This is a genomic window from Kribbella sp. NPDC055110, assembly GCF_053607525.1.
This window is the reverse complement of record NZ_JBSGTS010000023.1, coordinates 103,746-121,781: the sequence shown is the minus strand read 5'-3', so window position 1 is coordinate 121,781 and position 18,036 is coordinate 103,746. Positions and strand designations below refer to the sequence as shown.

The 18,036-nt window shown below is 68.6% G+C and carries 16 protein-coding genes and 1 riboswitch; of the genes, 8 read left to right on the top strand and 8 right to left on the bottom strand.

Annotated elements, in window-relative coordinates; translation table 11 throughout:
* Positions 1–792: 792 nt before the first annotated feature.
* On the bottom strand, positions 793–1,401 hold the full coding sequence (locus ACWF0M_RS29335; protein ID WP_452238952.1) for a hypothetical protein: 609 nt from the start codon (positions 1,399–1,401) through the stop codon (positions 793–795).
* Positions 1,402–1,487: 86 nt separating this feature from the next.
* Here ACWF0M_RS29335 and ACWF0M_RS29330 point away from each other — a divergent pair, with 86 nt between their 5' ends.
* The 5 genes from ACWF0M_RS29330 (at position 1,488) to ACWF0M_RS29310 (ending at position 6,071) form a co-directional block, all read left to right on the top strand.
* Positions 1,488–3,416, top strand: coding sequence for a thiamine pyrophosphate-binding protein (locus ACWF0M_RS29330; RefSeq protein ID WP_452238951.1), 1,929 nt, complete (start codon positions 1,488–1,490; stop codon positions 3,414–3,416).
* Between the two features lie 10 nt (positions 3,417–3,426).
* A complete protein-coding gene (locus tag ACWF0M_RS29325; RefSeq protein ID WP_452238950.1) occupies positions 3,427–4,131 on the top strand; it encodes a flavodoxin family protein in 705 nt (234 codons plus the stop codon).
* A 100-nt stretch (positions 4,132–4,231) separates the two neighbouring features.
* The gene (locus ACWF0M_RS29320) at positions 4,232–4,588 is read left to right on the top strand and encodes an RNA polymerase sigma factor (RefSeq protein WP_452238949.1); all 357 of its coding nucleotides are present in this window, start codon (positions 4,232–4,234) and stop codon (positions 4,586–4,588) included.
* The gene (locus tag ACWF0M_RS29315) at positions 4,585–4,812 is read left to right on the top strand and encodes an anti-sigma factor family protein (protein WP_452238948.1); all 228 of its coding nucleotides are present in this window, start codon (positions 4,585–4,587) and stop codon (positions 4,810–4,812) included. Before ACWF0M_RS29320 ends, ACWF0M_RS29315 begins: the two co-directional genes overlap by 4 nt.
* A 38-nt stretch (positions 4,813–4,850) precedes the next feature.
* Positions 4,851–6,071 (top strand): cation:proton antiporter, encoded by a 1,221-nt coding sequence (locus ACWF0M_RS29310; RefSeq protein WP_452238947.1) that lies wholly within the window; start codon positions 4,851–4,853, stop codon positions 6,069–6,071.
* Here the strand turns inward: ACWF0M_RS29310 and ACWF0M_RS29305 are convergent.
* The 5 genes from ACWF0M_RS29305 to ACWF0M_RS29285 form a co-directional block, all read right to left on the bottom strand.
* On the bottom strand, positions 6,010–7,335 hold the full coding sequence (locus tag ACWF0M_RS29305; RefSeq protein WP_452238946.1) for a purine-cytosine permease family protein: 1,326 nt from the start codon (positions 7,333–7,335) through the stop codon (positions 6,010–6,012). The genes ACWF0M_RS29310 and ACWF0M_RS29305 overlap by 62 nt on opposite strands.
* A riboswitch (TPP riboswitch) is annotated at positions 7,331–7,448 on the bottom strand. Its footprint overlaps the gene before it by 5 nt.
* A gap of 22 nt (positions 7,449–7,470) precedes the next feature.
* Positions 7,471–8,130 carry an alpha/beta fold hydrolase gene (locus ACWF0M_RS29300; protein WP_452238945.1) on the bottom strand — a complete coding sequence of 220 codons (660 nt, stop codon included), beginning with the start codon at positions 8,128–8,130 and terminating at the stop codon, positions 7,471–7,473.
* Positions 8,127–8,933: a hypothetical protein gene (locus ACWF0M_RS29295; RefSeq protein ID WP_452238944.1), complete on the bottom strand. Its 807-nt coding sequence runs from the start codon at positions 8,931–8,933 to the stop codon at positions 8,127–8,129. The genes ACWF0M_RS29300 and ACWF0M_RS29295 overlap by 4 nt, the downstream gene beginning before the upstream one ends.
* A gap of 44 nt (positions 8,934–8,977) precedes the next feature.
* Positions 8,978–9,841, bottom strand: coding sequence for a DUF3152 domain-containing protein (locus ACWF0M_RS29290; RefSeq protein ID WP_452238943.1), 864 nt, complete (start codon positions 9,839–9,841; stop codon positions 8,978–8,980).
* Between the two features lie 48 nt (positions 9,842–9,889).
* Complete coding sequence (locus ACWF0M_RS29285) at positions 9,890–11,083, bottom strand: ATP-binding protein (protein WP_452238942.1); 1,194 nt, start codon at positions 11,081–11,083, stop codon at positions 9,890–9,892.
* Between the two features lie 150 nt (positions 11,084–11,233).
* Here ACWF0M_RS29285 and ACWF0M_RS29280 point away from each other — a divergent pair, with 150 nt between their 5' ends.
* On the top strand, positions 11,234–12,247 hold the full coding sequence (locus ACWF0M_RS29280) for a GTP pyrophosphokinase (protein WP_452238941.1): 1,014 nt from the start codon (positions 11,234–11,236) through the stop codon (positions 12,245–12,247).
* Here ACWF0M_RS29280 and ACWF0M_RS29275 read toward each other — a convergent pair.
* Entirely contained in the window at positions 12,244–12,795 is a 552-nt protein-coding gene (locus ACWF0M_RS29275) for a dihydrofolate reductase family protein (RefSeq protein WP_452238940.1), read from the bottom strand. The two genes, ACWF0M_RS29280 and ACWF0M_RS29275, sit on opposite strands and share 4 nt — an antisense overlap.
* A 30-nt stretch (positions 12,796–12,825) precedes the next feature.
* On the bottom strand, positions 12,826–14,265 hold the full coding sequence (locus ACWF0M_RS29270) for an MFS transporter (RefSeq protein WP_452238939.1): 1,440 nt from the start codon (positions 14,263–14,265) through the stop codon (positions 12,826–12,828).
* A 165-nt stretch (positions 14,266–14,430) separates the two neighbouring features.
* Here ACWF0M_RS29270 and ACWF0M_RS29265 point away from each other — a divergent pair, with 165 nt between their 5' ends.
* A complete protein-coding gene (locus ACWF0M_RS29265) occupies positions 14,431–16,191 on the top strand; it encodes an ABC transporter transmembrane domain-containing protein (RefSeq protein ID WP_452238938.1) in 1,761 nt (586 codons plus the stop codon).
* On the top strand, positions 16,188–17,966 hold the full coding sequence (locus tag ACWF0M_RS29260; protein WP_452238937.1) for an ABC transporter ATP-binding protein: 1,779 nt from the start codon (positions 16,188–16,190) through the stop codon (positions 17,964–17,966). Before ACWF0M_RS29265 ends, ACWF0M_RS29260 begins: the two co-directional genes overlap by 4 nt.
* Positions 17,967–18,036: the final 70 nt, after the last annotated feature.

Genomic DNA, 18,036 nt, shown 5'->3' with positions numbered 1-18,036 from the left:
TCGGTTTGGGGAGGCCTTCGCGGCGCTAATGCTGGGCGGACTCGCCACCGACACGGCCTACCAAGTAGCCGCGTACTTCCGACTCAGGACCCTAGCTGGGGAAAGACAGATGAGGAGGAGTAGTGAGCCCACGCAGCTCCCACCCACCACGGACTGTGGTTATGCACTAGCGGCGGACCGCCCAACCCGGCCGGCCGTACCCGCAGCTCAGCCGCCGCGATCAACCGGGAAGTACAACCTCTGTGGATCCGTCAGGTGTGACTCTGACGGTCCAGTCCGAGATGGGCGGCTGGCCCGCTGCTTGCCAGTCCTGGTACGTGTGTTCCACTTCGGCCCAGGGTCTCGTTCACCGATGAGGCTGACTGTGTGTCCTCGTACCTGGGCCCACGAACCGTCAGCCGTGCTCAGTGTGACTTCGCCGTCGACCCGCCCTTCTCCTCGTCGTCTGCGGCGCGCCGCTTGCTTCTCGACTTGGAGACGGAGTGCGGGCCGCGTACGACCGAGGCTGGGACCCCTACGTGATCCCCACCGATGCCGCGCTCCCTTGGCTGGTGGAGCAGGAGTTGGGCGGTGCTCCTGTGATCGTCGGCAACCGTAAGCCCACCGAGCCCCGTCGTACGCCGACGGCGGACGCTGTGGCCGTGGTGCCGATGACGTTTCACACCTTGAACGCGTGGGCAACCGGCAACGCGTACTCGTACCCACTGACCACACTCTGTGCCGCCCTCGGCAGATCGTGCAGAGCTTCCGGTGGGATTGGGTGTTCGAGCGGATTAAGTCATAAGCCCGTGGTCAGTTGTTCAGCAGGGATCTGGCGGTGGTGAAGAACCGCAGTATGTCCGGTAGGTCTGCTAGTGCTTGTACGGCGCCGAACGGGGCGTTCCAGAAATCGCCGGTGCGCGGCGTCCACGGTCCGACGTAGGCGTACGGCTCGGGAAGGTAGTCGTCTCCGGGTGAGACACCGTAGTTGACCTCCTCGACGGTGATTCCGACGTCGAAGTGCTCGGGCCAGAGCACTGGCGTCTCGTCCGGCGCGAGGGCTCTGAGGGCGGCGTCGCCGCGGGCGAAGGCGTCCGCGAGTAGGCGGGCAGCGGCGGGGTCGACCTGCAGTCGTTCCTCGGGTGCGATCTTGGGGCCGCCGGAATACACGTGGTCGAGCCGGCACGCTTCGATGCCCACCGCGGCCGCCAACTCGGCGTACGTGCCTGCCAGCGGCACTGTTTGCGTTGGTGCGACCAGCAAGTCGCCCTCGACCCGGCGGGTGCCGTTGAGGGTGCTGAAGCCGCCTGCTACGACGCGTAGCCGGAGTCCACCGCCGGCGCGGTGCTGCGGTCCGGCCAGCAGCAGTTCGGCGACGCCGTGCAGGGAGCGACGGGTTACGGCCAGCGAACGGTCATCCATAACGGCAGTCTCCTCCTGTAACGCAGGGCCACGGCACGGCACTGTTCTCTCAGACGATCCGTGTCGCGAGGGGTGGGAGGCGTTACATGACGGCGAACTGGCATCGGGTGGCCGAGGTCGACGTACCGGCGGACGGGCGGGTCCGCAGTGTGGTGGTCGACGGCCGCAGCATCGCGCTGGCGCGCTGCGGGGCGCGGCTCGGCGCGTTGGACAACAAGTGCCCGCACCAGGGCGGTCCGCTCGGTGAGGGGTCGATCGAGAAGGGTTTGCTGCGGTGCCCGTGGCACGGGTACGACTACGACCCGATCACCGGTCAGCCGCCGGAGGGGTTCTCCGACAGCGTCCCGTCGTACCCGGTGGACGAGAGAGCCGACGGGGTCTACGTGCAGTTGCCGGAGCCGGCTGAGCCGGTCCGGACGGTTGCCGACGTACTGGTCGAGACGTTGGTGGCCCATGGCGTCACGCACGTGTTCGGGATGGTCGGGCACTCCAACCTCGGGTTCGCCGAGGCGATGCGGCGGGCCGAGGAGCGCGGGGAGCTCACATACATCGGTATCCGGCACGAGGGCGCGGCAGCGTTCGCGGCGGGCGCCTACGGCAAGCTGACGGGCCGCCCGGCGGTGTGCTTCGCGATCGCCGGTCCGGGCTCGACCAATCTCCTCACCGGTCTGTACGACGCCAAACTCGACGGCTCGCCGGTCCTCGCAGTCTCTGGGCAGGTGCCGTCGAAGTGGCTCGGCCGCGGCGCATTCCAGGACCTCGACCTGACCGCGGTCTTCAAGGACGTCGCGGTCTCGAGTACGTCGGTCAACGCGGGCAGTGATCATGCGGAACTAGCAGCGCTAGCGGTCAAGCACGCGGTCGACGGCCGCGGCGTCGCGCACCTGGTCCTGCCCGACGAGGTACAGGTCCTGCCGTCCGAGGCCCCGGCGGCGAGTCCGCGCGGACGGTTGTCACCGCGCCGGATCCGGCCGGACGAGGACAGCCTGCTCCAGGCCGCCGCCCTGATCCGCGACGCCCGGCGGCCGGTCCTGGTCGTGGGCCACGGTGCGCGTGACGCTTCGCTCGAGGTTCGCGAGCTGGCCGAACGCCTCAACGCGCCGGTGCTGACCACGTTCAAGGCCAAAGGGCTGGTGCCGGACACGCATCCGCTGGGCGCCGGCGTGCTCGGCCGCAGCGGTACGCCGGTCGCGAGCTGGCTGATGAACGAGTCTGACGTGCTGATCGTGGTCGGCGCCTCGTTCTCGAACCACACCGGTATCGCGGCGTACAAGCCGATCGTCCAGATCGACGACGACCACGCAGCGATCGGCCGCTTCGACCCGGTCGCCGTCGACGTCCTCGGCGACGCGCGACTGGCACTGTCCGCGCTCACCGGCCTGCTCCCCGACGCGAAGGCCGAGGACCAGCGGCCGGACGTGGCCGAGCGCTGGGCGATCTGGCGGGCGGAGAAGCGGCGCCGGGTCGACGACGACCGCGGACGGGGCGTATCGGCGGCGGCCGTCTTCGACGCGCTGTCCCGGCACCTGCCCGCGGACGCCGTCGTGACCGTTGACGTCGGCAACCATGCGTACTCGCTCGGCCGCTACCTGGAGTCGAAAGGCCAGCCGGTGCTGATGTCCGGCTACCTCGGCTCGATCGGCTTCGGCTACCCGGCCGCGCTCGGCGCGTGGGCTGCCGCTCCCGGCCGGCCGATCGTCGCGGTGACCGGCGACGGCGGGTTCGGGCAGTACGCCGCGGAGCTCACGACCGCGGTGAAGTACGGCATACCGATCAAGCACGTCCTGCTCGACAACCACTCCCTCGGCAAGATCAGCAAGGAGCAACTCGCCGCCGACTACCCGGTCTGGCACACGTCGCTGCACAACCCCGACTGGGCCTCGTACGCCGATCTTTGCGGCGCTACCGGTCTGCGGGTCACGCGTCGTCAGGACCTCGACGACGCGATGACCGCTCTGTTCGCCGCCACTGGACCCGCCCTGCTCTGCATCGAGCAGGACGCCGAACTGCTCTAAGGAGCCATCGATGACCGAGTACGACGACCTTCGCGCACTGTTCCTCAACTGCACCCTGAAACGCTCGCCGGCCGTCAGCAACACCGAGGGACTGATCGACGTCAGCCGTCGCATCCTCGAGAAACAAGGGGTTCGGGTCGACGTGGTGCGTGCGATCGACCACGACATCGCCACCGGCGTCTGGCCGGACATGACCGAACACGGCTGGGCGAAGGACGACTGGCCGGCGATCCAGGAGCAGGTGATTGCGGCCGACATCCTGGTGATCGCCGGACCGATCTGGCTGGGCGACAACAGCTCCGTCACGAAGCAGGTGATCGAGCGGTTGTACGGCAACTCGTCGATCCTCAACGAGCGCGGCCAGTACGCGTACTACGGACGCGTCGGCGGCTGCCTGATCACCGGCAACGAGGACGGCGTGAAGCACTGCGCGATGAACGTCCTGTACTCGTTGCAGCACCTCGGCTACGCGATCCCGCCACAAGCCGACGCCGGGTGGATCGGGGAGGCCGGCCCCGGTCCGTCGTACCTGGACGAGGGGTCGGGCGGCCCGGAGAACGACTTCACCAACCGGAACACCACCTTCATGACCTGGAACCTGCTGCACTTCGCCCGGATGCTCAAGGACGCCGGCGGGGTCCCGGCGCACGGCAACCAGCGGTCCGAGTGGGACGCCGGCTGCCGGTTCGACTTCGAGAACCCGGAGTACCGCTGACTCCCGGGGCGCTGCGGTACCGTCGGCGTGTGGGGGTGGGGGTGCCGACGGACGACGTACTCGTCGCCGGGCTGCGAAGCGGGGACGAGGAGACGTTCGCGTGCCTGCTGAACGGCTGGTCGGGCTCGATGCTGCGACTGGCCCGCTCGTTCGTGTCCACCGCCCGGGCGACCAGTACCCGGGCGGCTGGCGCGCGTTCCCGGACCGCTGGCCGACCACCGAGAGCGAGGTCCTCGCGCACGAGGTCCGGGCGACGGTGGCGGCAGCCATCGACAGCCTGCCGATCCGGCAGCAGGTGGTCCTGACACTCCGGGACATCGACGGACAGGGCGCCGAGGACGTGTGCGCCTTGCTGGAGATCTCCATGGTCAATCAGCGGGTCCTGCTGCACCGCGCGCGGGCGGCCGTTCGCGGCCGGCTCGAGCACTACTTCACCGTGGCAGGAGCTGACGTATGACATGTTCCGAGCTGGTCGAGCTCGTCACTGCCTATCTCGACGGTGCGCTCGATCCGGAGACCGAACAGCGGTTCGCCGAACACCTGGCGCTCTGTGACGGCTGCGAGATCTACGTCGAGCAGATCCGGCGTACCGTCGCCGAGGCCGGGCGGGTCGAACCCGAGGACCTGTCCGCGGAGACCCGCGACCGGCTGCTGGCGGCGTTCCGGCGCTTTCCGCGCTGACACGTAACGTCTGGGCGCGCGGACGGCACGGATCGGGTATGCCGGACGTGGAGTTCACCAATCTGTTCGCGGTCGCTCTGATCGCGTTGCTCGCCCCGCTGCTGCTCGGGCTCGCCCCGCGGTTCCGGGTGCCGGCCGTCGTACTGGAGATCGTGGCCGGGATCGTGGTCGGACCGCACGGTCTCGGGCTGGTCGACGTGGACCTGCCCCTGCAGATCGTTTCGCTACTGGGGCTGGGCTTCCTGCTGTTCCTGGCCGGCCTGGAGATCGACGTACACCGGCTCCGCGGGCAGGTGCTGCGGCTGGCGGTTCTCGGGTACGTCGTCACCTTGCTGCTGGGTTCACTCGCCGGACTGGGACTGTCCGCGGCCGGCTGGGTCCACAGCCCGCTGCTGCTCGCGGTCACCTTGTCCGCGACCTCGCTCGGGCTGGTGGTGCCGGTGCTCAAGGACGCGGGGCAGTCCGAGGGTGCGGTCGGGCAGTTCACCATTGCCGCCGCATCGGTCGCCGACTTCGCCGCCGTACTGCTGCTGTCGTTGGTGTTCTCGACCGAAGGCGGCAGTGCTGGTGAACGGCTGGTGATGGTCGGTCTGTTCGCACTGCTCGTCGTGGTCACCGGTCTGGTCGTCACGACCGCCGGACGGTCGCAGCGACTCGGCGGAGTGTTGCTGCGGCTGCAGGACACCACGGCGGAGATCCGGGTCCGGGCCGCGGTCGTGCTGCTGGTCGCGTTCGTCGCGCTCGCGGAGCAGTTCGGGCTGGAGACGATCCTCGGTGCGTTCCTGGCCGGTGCGGTGGTCGGGTTGGTCGACCGGGACGCCACGTCGCATCCACGCTTCCGGGTCAAGCTGGAGGCCTTGGGGTACGGCTTCCTGATTCCGGCGTTCTTCGTGACGAGCGGGCTCCGGCTCGACCTACGCGGTCTGCTCGACGACCCGGCCGCGCTCGTCCGCGTGCCGCTGTTCCTGCTAGCGCTGCTAGTGGTTCGCGGCGTACCGGCGTACCTCGCGGTGCGGACGCTGGGAGCTCGCGCGACGGCCGCGACCGCGCTGCTGCAGGCGACGTCGCTCCCGTTCATCGTGACCGCGACGCAGATCGGCGTGGCGACCGGCTTGATGACACCGGTCACCGCCGCCGCTCTCGTCTGCGCCGGGCTGTTGTCGGTGCTGCTGTTCCCGGCGGTCGCGCTGGTGCTGCTCAGGCAGCCTGCCGACGACCGATCCGGCCGAGAAGCACCGCAGCCACCATCGAGACGATGATCGAGGTGTATGTCGCGCCGAGCCAGCCGGGGACTGGTTGGTGGTTGAAGAGCGCCTGCTGGATCTTGGTCCAGAACGGGGACCAGCCGGAGACGGTGCCGGGGTTCACCAGCTGGTAGGCGACGAAGCCGATCAGCCAGGCGGCGGTTGGTTGCCAGCGGAACTTCGCGGTGTCGGAGACGTCCCACTTCATCTTGCTGACCACGAAGAAGTCCGCGATCGCGACCGCGAACAACGGGATGAAGACCGAGCCGATCAGGTACAGGAACTGCGTGTAGTTGCCCAGGTCAATGAACAGAGCGATAGCGGTGGCAACGACTCCGATGGCGACCGAGATCCACCGGCGGTCGATGTGGCCGACCAGGTTGTGGAGGGACATCGTGGTGGAGTAGACGTTCGCGTACGCCTCGTCGACCTCGTCGACCAGCAGGACGAAGAGCGCGATCGCACCCGCCGGGAGGGTGACGAGCGCGGTGATCACGTCGTCGGTGTTCGTCTGCAGGGTCGCCACCGCGAACACACCGAGTGCGTAGTAGATGATCGCGGCAAGTCCGTAGCCGAGCGCGGAGCCCGTGAAGGCGGCCTTGTTCGAGCGCGAGTGCCGGGTGTAGTCGGCGGCCAACGGCGCGAACGACACGACCCCCGCGGCCGCGAGATCGACGGCCGGCCAGAAGCCGTAGACACCGTCCTGCGGCAACGCATGCACGGGCTTGGCGAGCACCTGGACGAACAAGTACGCCGAAGCGATCAGCACCAGCCAGACCATGAACTTGCGCAGGAGCCTCACGCTGCCGAGCGGCCGCACTGCCATCGTCGTAGCGATCGCACCGGCCAGCAGGACGAACACCCACCGCCACTTCTCACTCGTCACCGCGACCGCGGCCTGCGAGATGATGATGATCTCCATCGTCGCCCAGCCGATGTTCTGCGCGATGTTCAGCACAGTCGGCGCGATCGATCCACGCCGACCGAAGATCCCACGCAGCGCGACCATCGCCGGCGCGCCGGTCTGCGAGCCGAACACGGCCGACCCGCCGAGCACCAGGGCGCCGATCGCACACCCCACGACGACCGCGAGCAGTCCTTGCGCCAGAGATCCCGTGTACGCCGCGACGAGCGCACCGGTGACTGGCCCGAACAGTGAGATGCCGAGGTTGGCCCACAGAGTGAACTGAGGCAGGAACCCCAGCGTGCGCGGAGTATCGGTGGTGAGGACCAGCGGCGCCTCGACCCGGTCAGGCGGACGAACAGCTGTATCGGTCATGAGTGACCCCACTCCCTACGCCGGCATTACCCGGTCAGGTTCAGGCGGTCGGCGACCCAGCTGTCGCCCTCTCAGCCCGCGCATTCTCGGTGCGAGCTCCCGCAAAGGTTGTACTGCTGCTGAGAGTTTAACTCGTCAGCTACTTTGCGGAAGAGCGGCGGCTCGTTCTATGAGAGCGGCCAGCTCCGGGCCGTTCGTGACGACCGGCATGTGGGCCCCGGAGTTGAGCGTGCGGGCCTCGCCGTGGCTGAGTTCGGCGAGCCGCTCGACCCATTCCGCCGTACACATCAGGTCGTACCTGCCGCGGACCAGGACGACCGGCACCTTGACCTGCGGCATGACCGCGGCCAGGTCGTGGTGCCGCGACGCCTCACCGGCGCGGGCGATCGTGGGCAGCGTCGTACGGGCGTATTGCGGACTGATCCGGACCAGCTTCGGCACGTCCGGGATGGCGGAGCCGACGAGCCGCACCGCGCGGTCGACCCAGCTCGACAGCCGGACGTCGCCGGTCGGTGCGGCGAGCACGAGCGCGTGGGCGAGCTCGGGGTAGCGGATCGCCAGCTCGACGACGATCTGGCAGCTCGCCGAGTGACCGACCAGCACGGACCGCTCGCGGATCTTCCCGGCCAGTGCTACCGCGAGGGCACGGGGGTGCAGGTCCTCACGGGTGCCCGCCGGCTCGCCGTACCCGGGAAGAGTGACCACGTGGTACGGCGTGACGAGGTGCTCGACCGTCCGCGCGTACGACTCCGGACCGAGGCCCAGGCCGGGCACGAGGACGACAGGTGCGTTCACTCCCACGGAGCCTTGGCCGGGGCGCCCTTGACGACCGGGTTCGGTACGTCGGGCTTCAGCTCGCGGTACCCGAGGAAGAGGCCGACAGCGAGGAGCAGGAGCCCGAAACCGCCCCAGCCGTACGCCGTGGGCAGCCGGTGGACCGAGTCGTCGCTGGCACCGAGACCTGTGGACAGCACCATGAGCAACCAGACCAGGATCGGGATGATGGAGACCGCCACCAGGAGCAGACCGGCCAGCTCGGCGAGGTCGGGCCGGCGACCGGCCTTGCGGCGGGCCAGCACGTCGCGGACCCACATCACCAGAGCGGCGGTGCCGACCACCACTAGCAGCAGCTGGCCGATCGCGTCGAGCACGTCGGTGCGGAGCGGGTGGTTCAGTGGCGAGCCCGGCGCCTGCGAGATCTCCCGGAGCGCGACGCGCTGGACAGAGACAACCAGCAGCCCGTAGATCGCGGCGATGAACGCGGCGAGGCCGACGACACGTGCAGCCCGCGGGTCGCGCGAGTACTCCTCGCGGCCGTACGTCGGGAGCTCATGCGGCTCCGGGCTCGCGGGAGCGCCGTACGGTGCACCGGGGCGGTAGGTGGGGGGCTGGTGGTACGCCGGGTTGCCCTGCGCCGGTGGCTGCGTGCCGTAGGGCTGGGGCGGCGCGTACGGGAACTGATCGGGCTGGGGCGCGTGGCCGGCACCGTACGTGCCGCCGCCGTACGGCGTGGGCGGAGCGAAGTGGTGCTCCTCGCCAGGCCCTTGCTGCTCGGGCCGCTCGTCCCTGCCGTACGTCGGGAAGTCCTGTGACGACATTGCTTGCTCCCTCCCGTCGTACCTAGCTTCTCAGGCCCAGCTTCTCAGGTGGCCTTGATCGTCGGCCAGGCGTTCGGCAGGCAGCCGGCCAGACCCTTGGTCTGCTGCATCATCACCGGCGCGGGGGTCTTCGGAGTCGTGCAGGTCGAGTGCCCGTGACCGAGCGCGTGCCCGACCTCGTGGTTGACCAGGTAGCTGCGGTACAGGGCGACATTCCCGTTGTACGCCGGGATCGCGTAGAGCCACCGCTTCGCGTTGAGTACGACGCGGTCCTCGACGCGGCAAGAGACCTCACCGCCCGTGTCGAGCGGCAGACAGAGCTTGTCGGTCAGGGACGGCGTGGCCAGGATGATGCGGAGGTCGGCGTCGACACGGTCCGTCCGCTCGAAACTCACCGGGTGCACCGCCTGCCAGCCGCGCGGGTCCGTCAGCGTCTTGTGGACGGCCGCCGCGACCGCGGCACCGTTCACCGACACCCCTTGCTCGATCTCCACGCGGTACGTCAGCTTGTCGCGCACACCGGTCGCCTTGTTGAACCCAGGCACCACGGCAAGCTTCCCGGTCGACACCAGCACGTTCGGCTTCGCACCCTTCGGCTTACGCGTCAGAGTCGGTGCCGGCCGCAACGGAGTGGTGAACTTCTGCGTCGGCGTCGCGATCGGAACCGGCGTCGCCTTGGGCGTCACCGAAGCCACCGGCGCTTCCTGAGCAACCTCGTCGACCCCCGCAACCGCCTGCGCCGCCAAGCTGCTCCGGTGCGCCACATCCGGATTCGCCACCACCACAGTCGCCAGCACCGCCAACGCAGTCACCACAAGCCACTGCCCCTTGTACGACTTCCGCCGACTGTGCCGCCCACCCCGCCGCCCAGACGCGTGTCCGCGCTGGCCGCTCCGCCGGGTGGTCATAACACGTGACCCTACCGATACCTGCCAGAGCACGAAACCCCAGTTACGTTAAGCCGTCCGCGTCCGCAGAAATTTTCCGAAGTGGGGGACGGTGAAGGCTACGGTGCCCCGTTCGGCGGAGAAGACCAGGCCTTTTTTGATGAGGCCGTCGCGGGCCGGGGAGAGGGACTGGGGTTTGCGGTTGAGGGTGCTGGCTACTTCGGCGGTGGGGACGGAGCCGTCGTCGACGCCGATGCCCAGTTCGGCCATGGCGCGCATGTACTCGCGTTCCGCGGGGGTGGCGCGTTCGTAGCGGGAGCCGAAGAAGCCGACGGTCAGCTCGGCGGACGCCTCGGGGCCTGCGACGGCGACGTCCTTGATGGTGATAGGAGAGGTCGGCGCGTGGTCCCAGGTCGAGTGGGCGAAGGCCTGCACGAAGTACGGGTACCCGTCGGTCTGCGCGTACAGCTCGTCCAGCGCCTCCTCGTCGTACTGCACGCCTTCGCTCTCCGCCGGCACCATCAGCGCCCGGTCGCACGCCTCCCGCGCCAGGCGGTCCACACGGATGTAGCGGAACAGCCGCTCGGAGTAGGACTTGCTGGCGGACAGTACGGCGGGCAGATGCGGCAGGCCCGCGCCGACGACGACCAGCGGCGCGCTCTGCTGCGAGATCTCGTGGCAGGCGGCGCACAGTGCGGACAGGTCGTCCGTGCTGATGTCTTGCATCTCGTCGATGAACAGCCCGACCCCGACGGTCAGGTCACCGGCCAGATCCGCCGCGTCGGCGAACAGCTCGATCAGATCCATCTCCAGGTCACCGGAGTCGGCACGACCCTTCGCCGCGGCCACGTCCACCGGCGGATGCCAGCGGATGCCCTTCCGATCGTTCGCCGCCGTCCGCAACGCGAAGGCCTTCAGTACGGCGCTGAACTGGTCGACCTTCTCGTCGTCGCGATGCCGGTGTCCCAGCTCCCGCATCGCGGTGTGCAGCGCCTGCGCGATCGGCAGCCGGATGCTCTGGTCCGGTCGCGCCTCGATCTTCCCGGTGCCCCACGCTCGCTTGATCGCCTGCGAACGCAGCGTGTTGAGCAGCACCGTCTTACCGACGCCCCGGAGACCGCTGAGCACCAGGCTCCGCTCCGGGCGGCCTGCCGCGACCCGTTCGAGCACCACCTCGAACTGCCGCACCTCGGTGTCGCGTCCGGCCAGCTCAGGCGGCCGCTGACCGGCGCCGGGCGCATAGGGATTCCGGATCGGATCCATGCTTTCACTGTATGAGGCCGTCTAGCGTTTTCCGTAGATTGACCGATCAAGGACCAGAGCGTGTCGCGACAGGTCTCTACAACTGTCTAGCGAAATCACTAGAAACCGATAGACACCACGAGCGACCTCAAGACCACTAGGGTTCCGCCCATGGTGGAGTGGGTTCCGCAAGCGGGTGCGTTGTACGAACGGGTGCACCAGCAGTACGTCGGCGGCGCGCGGAAGCTCGAGGCGCTGATCAACGAGCTGATCGGCGAAGAGGAAGGCATCAACTACCTGACCGCCACCGCGCGAGCCAAGGACCCCGAGTCGTTCCTGGCGAAGGCGTCGAAGCCGCATCCCGACGACCCCAGTAGACCGAAGTACGACGACCCGCTGAACCAGATCACCGACCTGGTCGCGGCCCGCGTCATCACCTTCCTGGTCGAGGCGGTGGACCGGGTCTGCGAGGTGATCGAGGAAGAGTTCGAGATCGTCGAGCACACCGACATGGGCGCGCACACCCGGGCGCAGGGCGTCTTCGGGTACGCCAGCAAGCACTACCTGGTGCGGCTGAACGATCACCGCCGTGAGCTGCCGGAGTACGCCGTACTGAAGAACCTGGTGATGGAGATCCAGGTCCGTACGGCGGTCCAGCACGCGTGGGCCGAGTTCGAGCACGACATCCGGTACAAGCTGGACATCCCACCGGCGCGAAAGCCCGAGTTCGACCGGCGGTTCCTGCTGGCTGCTGCGTTGATGGAGCTCGCCGACAACGAGTTCACCGAGATCGACCGGCTGTACCGCGAGCTGGCCGCGACCGCGTCGGACAAGGCGCCGTTGGACCTGACCACGGCCACGCTGACGACGTACCTGACCCGCCGCTACCCGGATGCACCGCACGCGAAGACCACGCACTACGCCTGGATCCTCGGCGTACTGCACCGCCTAGGCATCACCACGGAGGAGCAGCTCACCGAACTCCTCACAGGCATCGACAGCGAAGCAGTCCAGGCAGCAATGACCCACCGGGCCCCGGCCGGCACAGTACGACGCCTGGACGACGACCTGCTCGCCGCGAAGGGCCCCGCGTACCTAGACCTCTTCCCAGACGAGGAACGCCGCCAAAAGATCCTCCGCGGCCGCCTGAAAGCCCTGGTCCGCGCCGGGTTGGTCGGGGACTAGCGGCTGTACTCGAGCTTCACCACGTTCCCGTCGAAGGTCTGCGCATCGGTCAGCGTCAGGCCCTGACGCGACGGCAGGCCGTCGAGGATCGACTGCCCATCGCCCAAGGCGACGGGGTGCACGTAGATCTCGTAGACGTCCACCAGATCCTGCTCGGCCAGGGCGGTGATCAGCTGTGGGCTGCCGAGCAGATACAGGTCGCCGGCCGCAGTCCGTCGGTACTCCGGGAGCATGTCGAGGTCACGGACCACGGTGGTGTTCCAGTCGGCCGCCTCCAGCGTCCGGGAGAACACGAGCTTCGGCATCGCCTTCCAGATCTTGCTGTAGGCGACCAGGTTGGCGTCCTGTTCCTGGTCCGCCGTCGGCCGGTACGCCGCCATCCCCTCGTACGTGTTCCGCCCGTACATGAACAGGCCTGCGGAGCGATGCAGCTCGACGACGTGGGCGTGCAACTCGTCCTTCACCTGCAGCCAGTCGAGCACGCCGTCGGCAGTGGCCACTCGCCCGTCCAAGGACATCTGCACCGAAACCACGATCTTGTTGTCCACCGTCAGCTCCTTCGAAGTCCGTCTCTGATGTCAGGTGGTCGGAGCCGATGACGGATCCTTGACAAGGTCTGCTGCGACGGACTCCGCGGTACGACGTGCCCAGGCGCTGGTTGTGATCAGGCCGAGTACCAGGACCAATGCCCCGCTGCCCGCGATGATGTACCAGCACGGTGTCGCCGCGTCGACGAAGCCGGTCTCGAGGGAGCCGACCAGGCGCGCAGTGAGGACGGTGCCGGCGACAGCAACGCCCAGTGAGATGCCCACCTGGCGGCTGGTGGACGCGATCGCAGCAGCGACACCAGCCTGGGCACGCGGCATCCCGGAGACCGCTGCGTTGGTGATTGGTGCGTTCAGCACGCCGAAGCCGAGTCCGAAGATCAGGTAGCCGATCAGCAACTGCACAGTGGGTGTCGAGGTCGTCAACCGCGACAGGATCAGGCCGGATGCGGTCAGCATGGTTCCAGCGACGATCAGCGGCACTCGTGGTCCTCGGTGGCCGACCAGCCAGCCGGACACCGGTGCGAACACCACGGTCATTGCAGCCATGGGCAGGGTGAGTAGACCGGCGTGTAGTGCAGTGAACCCGCGTACCGACTGCAGGTAGAGCGAGTTGAGGAACAGGAACGCTGACAGCGCCGAGAAGCCGCACACCGCGATCAGCGTGGCTCCTGAGAACGGTGCGCTCCGGAAGAACCGCGGCTCCAGTAGCGGCTGCTCGCGGCGGCGTTCGTAGTACACAAGCGACACCAGTGCCACCACGCACAGGACGAAGCACCCGATGATCAGCGGCGACCCCCACCCGGCGGACCGGCCCTCGATGATCCCGTACGTCAGACCGCCCAGCAGCAGTACGACGAGCACCTGCCCGACCGGATCCATCCGCCGCGCTACGGCGGCGCGCGACTCGGGCACGAAGAAGGCAGTCATGAGTACGGCGGCCACCGCGACCGGCACGTTGATCCAGAAGATGAACCGCCACCCGGCCGCGTCCACGAGGGACCCGCCGACGACCGGACCGACCGCCAGGCTCAGCCCGACCACGCCGCCCCACACACCGATCGCCTGCGCACGCTCACGCGGGTCCGTGAACGTGTTCGTGATGATCGACATCGCCACCGGGTTCAGCATCGACCCGCCGACGGCCTGCAGGACCCGGAACGCGATCAGCAGGTCGACGGTCGACGCGAACCCGCACAGCAACGACCCGATCCCGAAAAGCACCAGCCCGACCTGGAACGTCCGTCGCCGCCCGACGCGATCCGCCGTCGACCCGGAGACCATCAGCAGACTCGCCAGCACCAGCGTGTAGGCGTCGATCGTCCACTGCAGCTTGGCGACCGAGGCCCCGAACTCGGACCGGATCGCCGGCAGCGCCAGGTTCACGATCGTCGTGTCCAGCCCGACGATGAAGAGGCTGGAGCAACAGATCGCCAGCACCAGCAGCCGCCGCCCCCGCGTCAGCTCCTCCACGCGGCTCCCTCCATCCGTTGAATACTGTACTACCCAGTCTGGAGACGGTTCCCGGCTGTCCGGGGAAAAGGGTTTGACGGACTGTCGGCGGGGCCGCCTAGGCTTGATCTATTCGCCTGGTCAGGTGCCTTCTTTCCACCCCTCTATGCCTCCTTGTGAGACGTCATGTCTTTGCGCCTTGTCCCGTTCGCCGATCCGGGTGTGCCGGACACCCGATCCGGCCTCCGACTCATCCTCTGGCTGGAGCACCAGCAACTGCGTGGGCAAGCCCTCGCGGTGTTCTGGGGACTCGTCTATTTCGGCGGTATCGCAGCCGCCCCGGTCGCCGTCGGTCTCGCCGTCCAGGCAGCGATCGACCTGTCCTGGCCCAAGCTGATGCTGGCCGGTGCCCTCCTGCTGGCCTTCGGCGCAGCCAAGGCCGGCGCCGACTCGTACTTCCACAAGGCCGTGGTGACCAACTGGATCAGTACGGCGTCGCGCCTGCAGCAGCTGCTCTTCCGCAAGGCCGCGGAGCTGGGCTCGCTGCTGACGCGCCGGATCGCCGCCGGCGAGGTGGTCGCCGTGAGCAGCGGCGACGTCGAGAAGATCGGCTGGTTCGTCGAGGTCCTCGGCCGGTTCGTGGCCGCGCTGCTGACCTGCTTCGCGGTCGTCATCGGCCTGCTGTTCTACGAGCCGCAGCTCGGTGTGGTGGTCGCGATCGCCGTACCGGTGCTCGCGTTCTCGATCGTCCCGCTGATGGGTCCCGCGGAGCGCCGCGCGGACGAGCAGCGGGCCAAGGGCGGCCGGGCGACCGAGCTGGCCGCTGACACCGTCGCCGGTCTGCGCGTGCTGCGCGGTATCGGTGGTGAGCAGCTGTTCCTCGAGCGGTACCGCGACGCCTCACAGCAGTACCGGAGCAGTGCGGTCCGCAGCGCCCGGATGTGGTCGCTGATCGCGGCTCTGCAGGTGCTGCTGTTCGGGCTGTTCTTGGTGCTCGTCGTCTGGATGGGCGTCCGGCTGGTGACGTCCGGCCACATCTCGGTCGGCGAGCTGGTCACGACGTACGGCTTCATCACGTTCATGCTGGTGCCGCTGCACACGTTCGAGGAGACCGCGAGCGCGTTCATCTTCTCGAAGGTGTCGGCGCGCCGGGCCGCGCGCGTGCTGTCGTTGCAGCGGACCGACGAGACCAAGGGGACCGCTGCGGCCCAGCTGCCGGAGGGCGACGTGCTCGACCCGGTCACCGGGCTGCAGGTCCCGGCCGGAAGCTTCACCGCGGTCGTCTGCGGCAACCCGGACGAAGGCGGTCTGCTGGCCGACCGGCTGGGTGGCCACAGCCCGTCAGCTACCGACGAGGCCTCTGTTCTGCTCGGCGGCGTCGCACTGGACGACATCCCGCTGGAGTCGGCGCGCACCGTCGTACTCGTGCAAGACAAGGACCCGGTACTGCTGTCGGGGACGGTGCGCGAGCTGTTCGACGTACCGGCCAGTGGTGCGGTCTCACCCGAGACTGCGCTGGATGCGGCGCAGTGCGAGGACATTCTCGACGTACTGCGGCAGACGCTGCCTGCTGGCGAGTCCGACGCGATGAACGCGCTGCTGACCGAGCGCGGCAGGTCCCTGTCCGGTGGCCAGCGGCAGCGGGTGGCGTTGGCACGCTCGCTGTACGTCGACCCGCAGGTGCTGGTGCTCGACGAGCCGACCAGTGCGGTCGACGCGCACACCGAGGCGCGGATCGCGGACGGTCTGCAGTTGCTGCGCGCCGGCCGGACCACGGTGGTGTTCACGTCCAGTCCGCTGATGCTCGACCGGGCGGAGCGGGTCGTGTTCGTGCCGGACGGACGTGTCGATGCGGTCGGCACCCACCACGAGCTGCTGCACACCAACGCGCGGTACCGCGCTGTCGTAACCCGTGAAGAAGAACCGACGTTCGAGGAGTCAGCGTGAAGCGCCCGGAGTACGACCCGGCGGCCCCGCAGGAAGTAGTGCGGCTGCCAGTGGCAAGTGGCGCGACCGTCCGTGCCTACATCAAGGAGCTGTTCCGCCGGCACCGGCGCCAGTTCCTGTGGCTGACGCTGGTGAACGCTGCGGCGGCGCTGAGCGGCATGGTCGGTCCGTGGCTGCTCGGCAACATCGTGCAGAAGCTGTCCGAGGGCCACACCGACGTCGACCTGCCGTACGTCGTGATCGGCTTCGTCATCGCCCTCGCGGTGCAGACCGTGTTCGTGCGGCTCACGCGCCTGCGCGGGGCAGTGCTCGGCGAGGAGATGCTCGCGGATCTGCGTGAGGACTTCCTGGTCCGCGCGGTCGGGCTGCCGCCGGGCGTGCTGGAGCGCGCCGGGACCGGTGACCTGCTGTCCCGGATCACCACGGACATCGACCGGCTGTCGCACGCGATGCGGGACGCCGTACCGCAGCTGACGATCGCGATCATCTGGGCGGCGCTGCTGATCGGCGCGCTGATCGTGACCGCGCCGGCGCTGGCCGTGGCAGTGGTGATCGCGGCGCCGATCCTGATCATCGGTGGCCGGTGGTACTTCCGCCGCGCGCCAGCGGGGTACAGGTCGGAAGCAGCCGGGTACGCCGCGGTCGCCTCGGCGCTGGCCGAGACGGTCGACGCCGGCCGGACCGTCGAGTCGCACCGGCTCGGTGGCCGCCGCATCGACCTCGGCGACACCCGGATCGGCCAGTGGGTCGCCTGGGAGCGGTACACGTTGTACCTGCGGATGATCCTGTTCCCGGTGATCAACATGACCCACACGGTCGCGTTGGCCGCCGTACTGGTGATCGGTGGCGGTTTCGCGATCCAGGGCTGGCTCACGGTCGGTGCGCTGACCACAGGTGCGCTGTACATCCAGATGCTCGTCGAGCCGGTCAACATGATGATCCGCTGGTACGACGAGTTGCAGGTGGCGCAGGTGTCGTTGGCGCGTTTGGTCGGTGTCCGTGAGGTCGAGACCGCCGCGACGACGAGCGAGGACGAGCCGGACGGGCGGACCGTGCTGGCCGACGACGTACGGTTCGGGTACCTGGAGGGTCGCGACGTACTGCACGGGGTCACGCTGACGGTCGAGCCAGGTGCCCGAGTGGCTCTGGTGGGTCCGTCCGGTGCAGGTAAGTCGACGCTGGGTCGTTTGCTGGCCGGCATCTACTCGCCACGCGTCGGTGACATCACCTTGGGTGGTGCGGCGCTGGACCGGATGTCTGCCGAGCAGGTCCGTAGCCATGTTGCCCTGGTCAACCAGGAGCACCACGTGTTCGTGGGCAGCGTGCGGGACAACCTGCGGCTGGCCAAGCAGGGCGCGTCGGACGCGGACCTGTGGGCGGCGCTGCGGTCGGTGGATGCCGACGGCTGGGTGGCCGGGTTCGACGACGGGCTGGACACCGAGGTGGGCTCCGGTGGGGTCTCGTTGACGCCGGCCCAGGCGCAGCAGGTCGCGCTGGCGCGTCTGGTCCTTGCTGACCCGCACACGCTGGTGCTGGACGAGGCGACCTCGTTGATGGACCCGCGGGCGGCCCGGCACCTGGAGCGGTCGCTGGCGACCGTGCTGGAGGGCCGGACCGTCGTGGCGATCGCACACCGGCTGCACACCGCGCACGACGCCGACGTGATCGCCGTCGTCGAGGACGGCAAGATCGTCGAGCTGGGCGGCCACGACGAACTGGTCGACGCCCAGGGCGCGTACGCCGCGCTCTGGCACTCCTGGCACGGCGACCGCTAACCCCTTACGTCCGAAGATCCGAGGGCGATAGACCACGGTTCTTCGGACGTTAGCGACCTGGGGTGGGTGG

Excerpts from the sequence above, each read along its gene's own strand:
- ACWF0M_RS29335 (WP_452238952.1), bottom strand. The coding sequence starts at position 1,401 with ATGGATGACCGTTCGCTGGCCGTAACCCGTCGCTCCCTGCACGGCGTC.
- ACWF0M_RS29330 (WP_452238951.1), top strand. The coding sequence starts at position 1,488 with ATGACGGCGAACTGGCATCGGGTGGCCGAGGTCGACGTACCGGCGGAC.
- ACWF0M_RS29325 (WP_452238950.1), top strand. The coding sequence starts at position 3,427 with ATGACCGAGTACGACGACCTTCGCGCACTGTTCCTCAACTGCACCCTG.
- ACWF0M_RS29315 (WP_452238948.1), top strand. The coding sequence starts at position 4,585 with ATGACATGTTCCGAGCTGGTCGAGCTCGTCACTGCCTATCTCGACGGT.
- ACWF0M_RS29310 (WP_452238947.1), top strand. The coding sequence starts at position 4,851 with ATGCCGGACGTGGAGTTCACCAATCTGTTCGCGGTCGCTCTGATCGCG.
- ACWF0M_RS29305 (WP_452238946.1), bottom strand. The coding sequence starts at position 7,335 with ATGACCGATACAGCTGTTCGTCCGCCTGACCGGGTCGAGGCGCCGCTG.
- ACWF0M_RS29295 (WP_452238944.1), bottom strand. The coding sequence starts at position 8,933 with ATGTCGTCACAGGACTTCCCGACGTACGGCAGGGACGAGCGGCCCGAG.
- ACWF0M_RS29290 (WP_452238943.1), bottom strand. The coding sequence starts at position 9,841 with ATGACCACCCGGCGGAGCGGCCAGCGCGGACACGCGTCTGGGCGGCGG.
- ACWF0M_RS29285 (WP_452238942.1), bottom strand. The coding sequence starts at position 11,083 with ATGGATCCGATCCGGAATCCCTATGCGCCCGGCGCCGGTCAGCGGCCG.
- ACWF0M_RS29280 (WP_452238941.1), top strand. The coding sequence starts at position 11,234 with ATGGTGGAGTGGGTTCCGCAAGCGGGTGCGTTGTACGAACGGGTGCAC.
- ACWF0M_RS29265 (WP_452238938.1), top strand. The coding sequence starts at position 14,431 with ATGTCTTTGCGCCTTGTCCCGTTCGCCGATCCGGGTGTGCCGGACACC.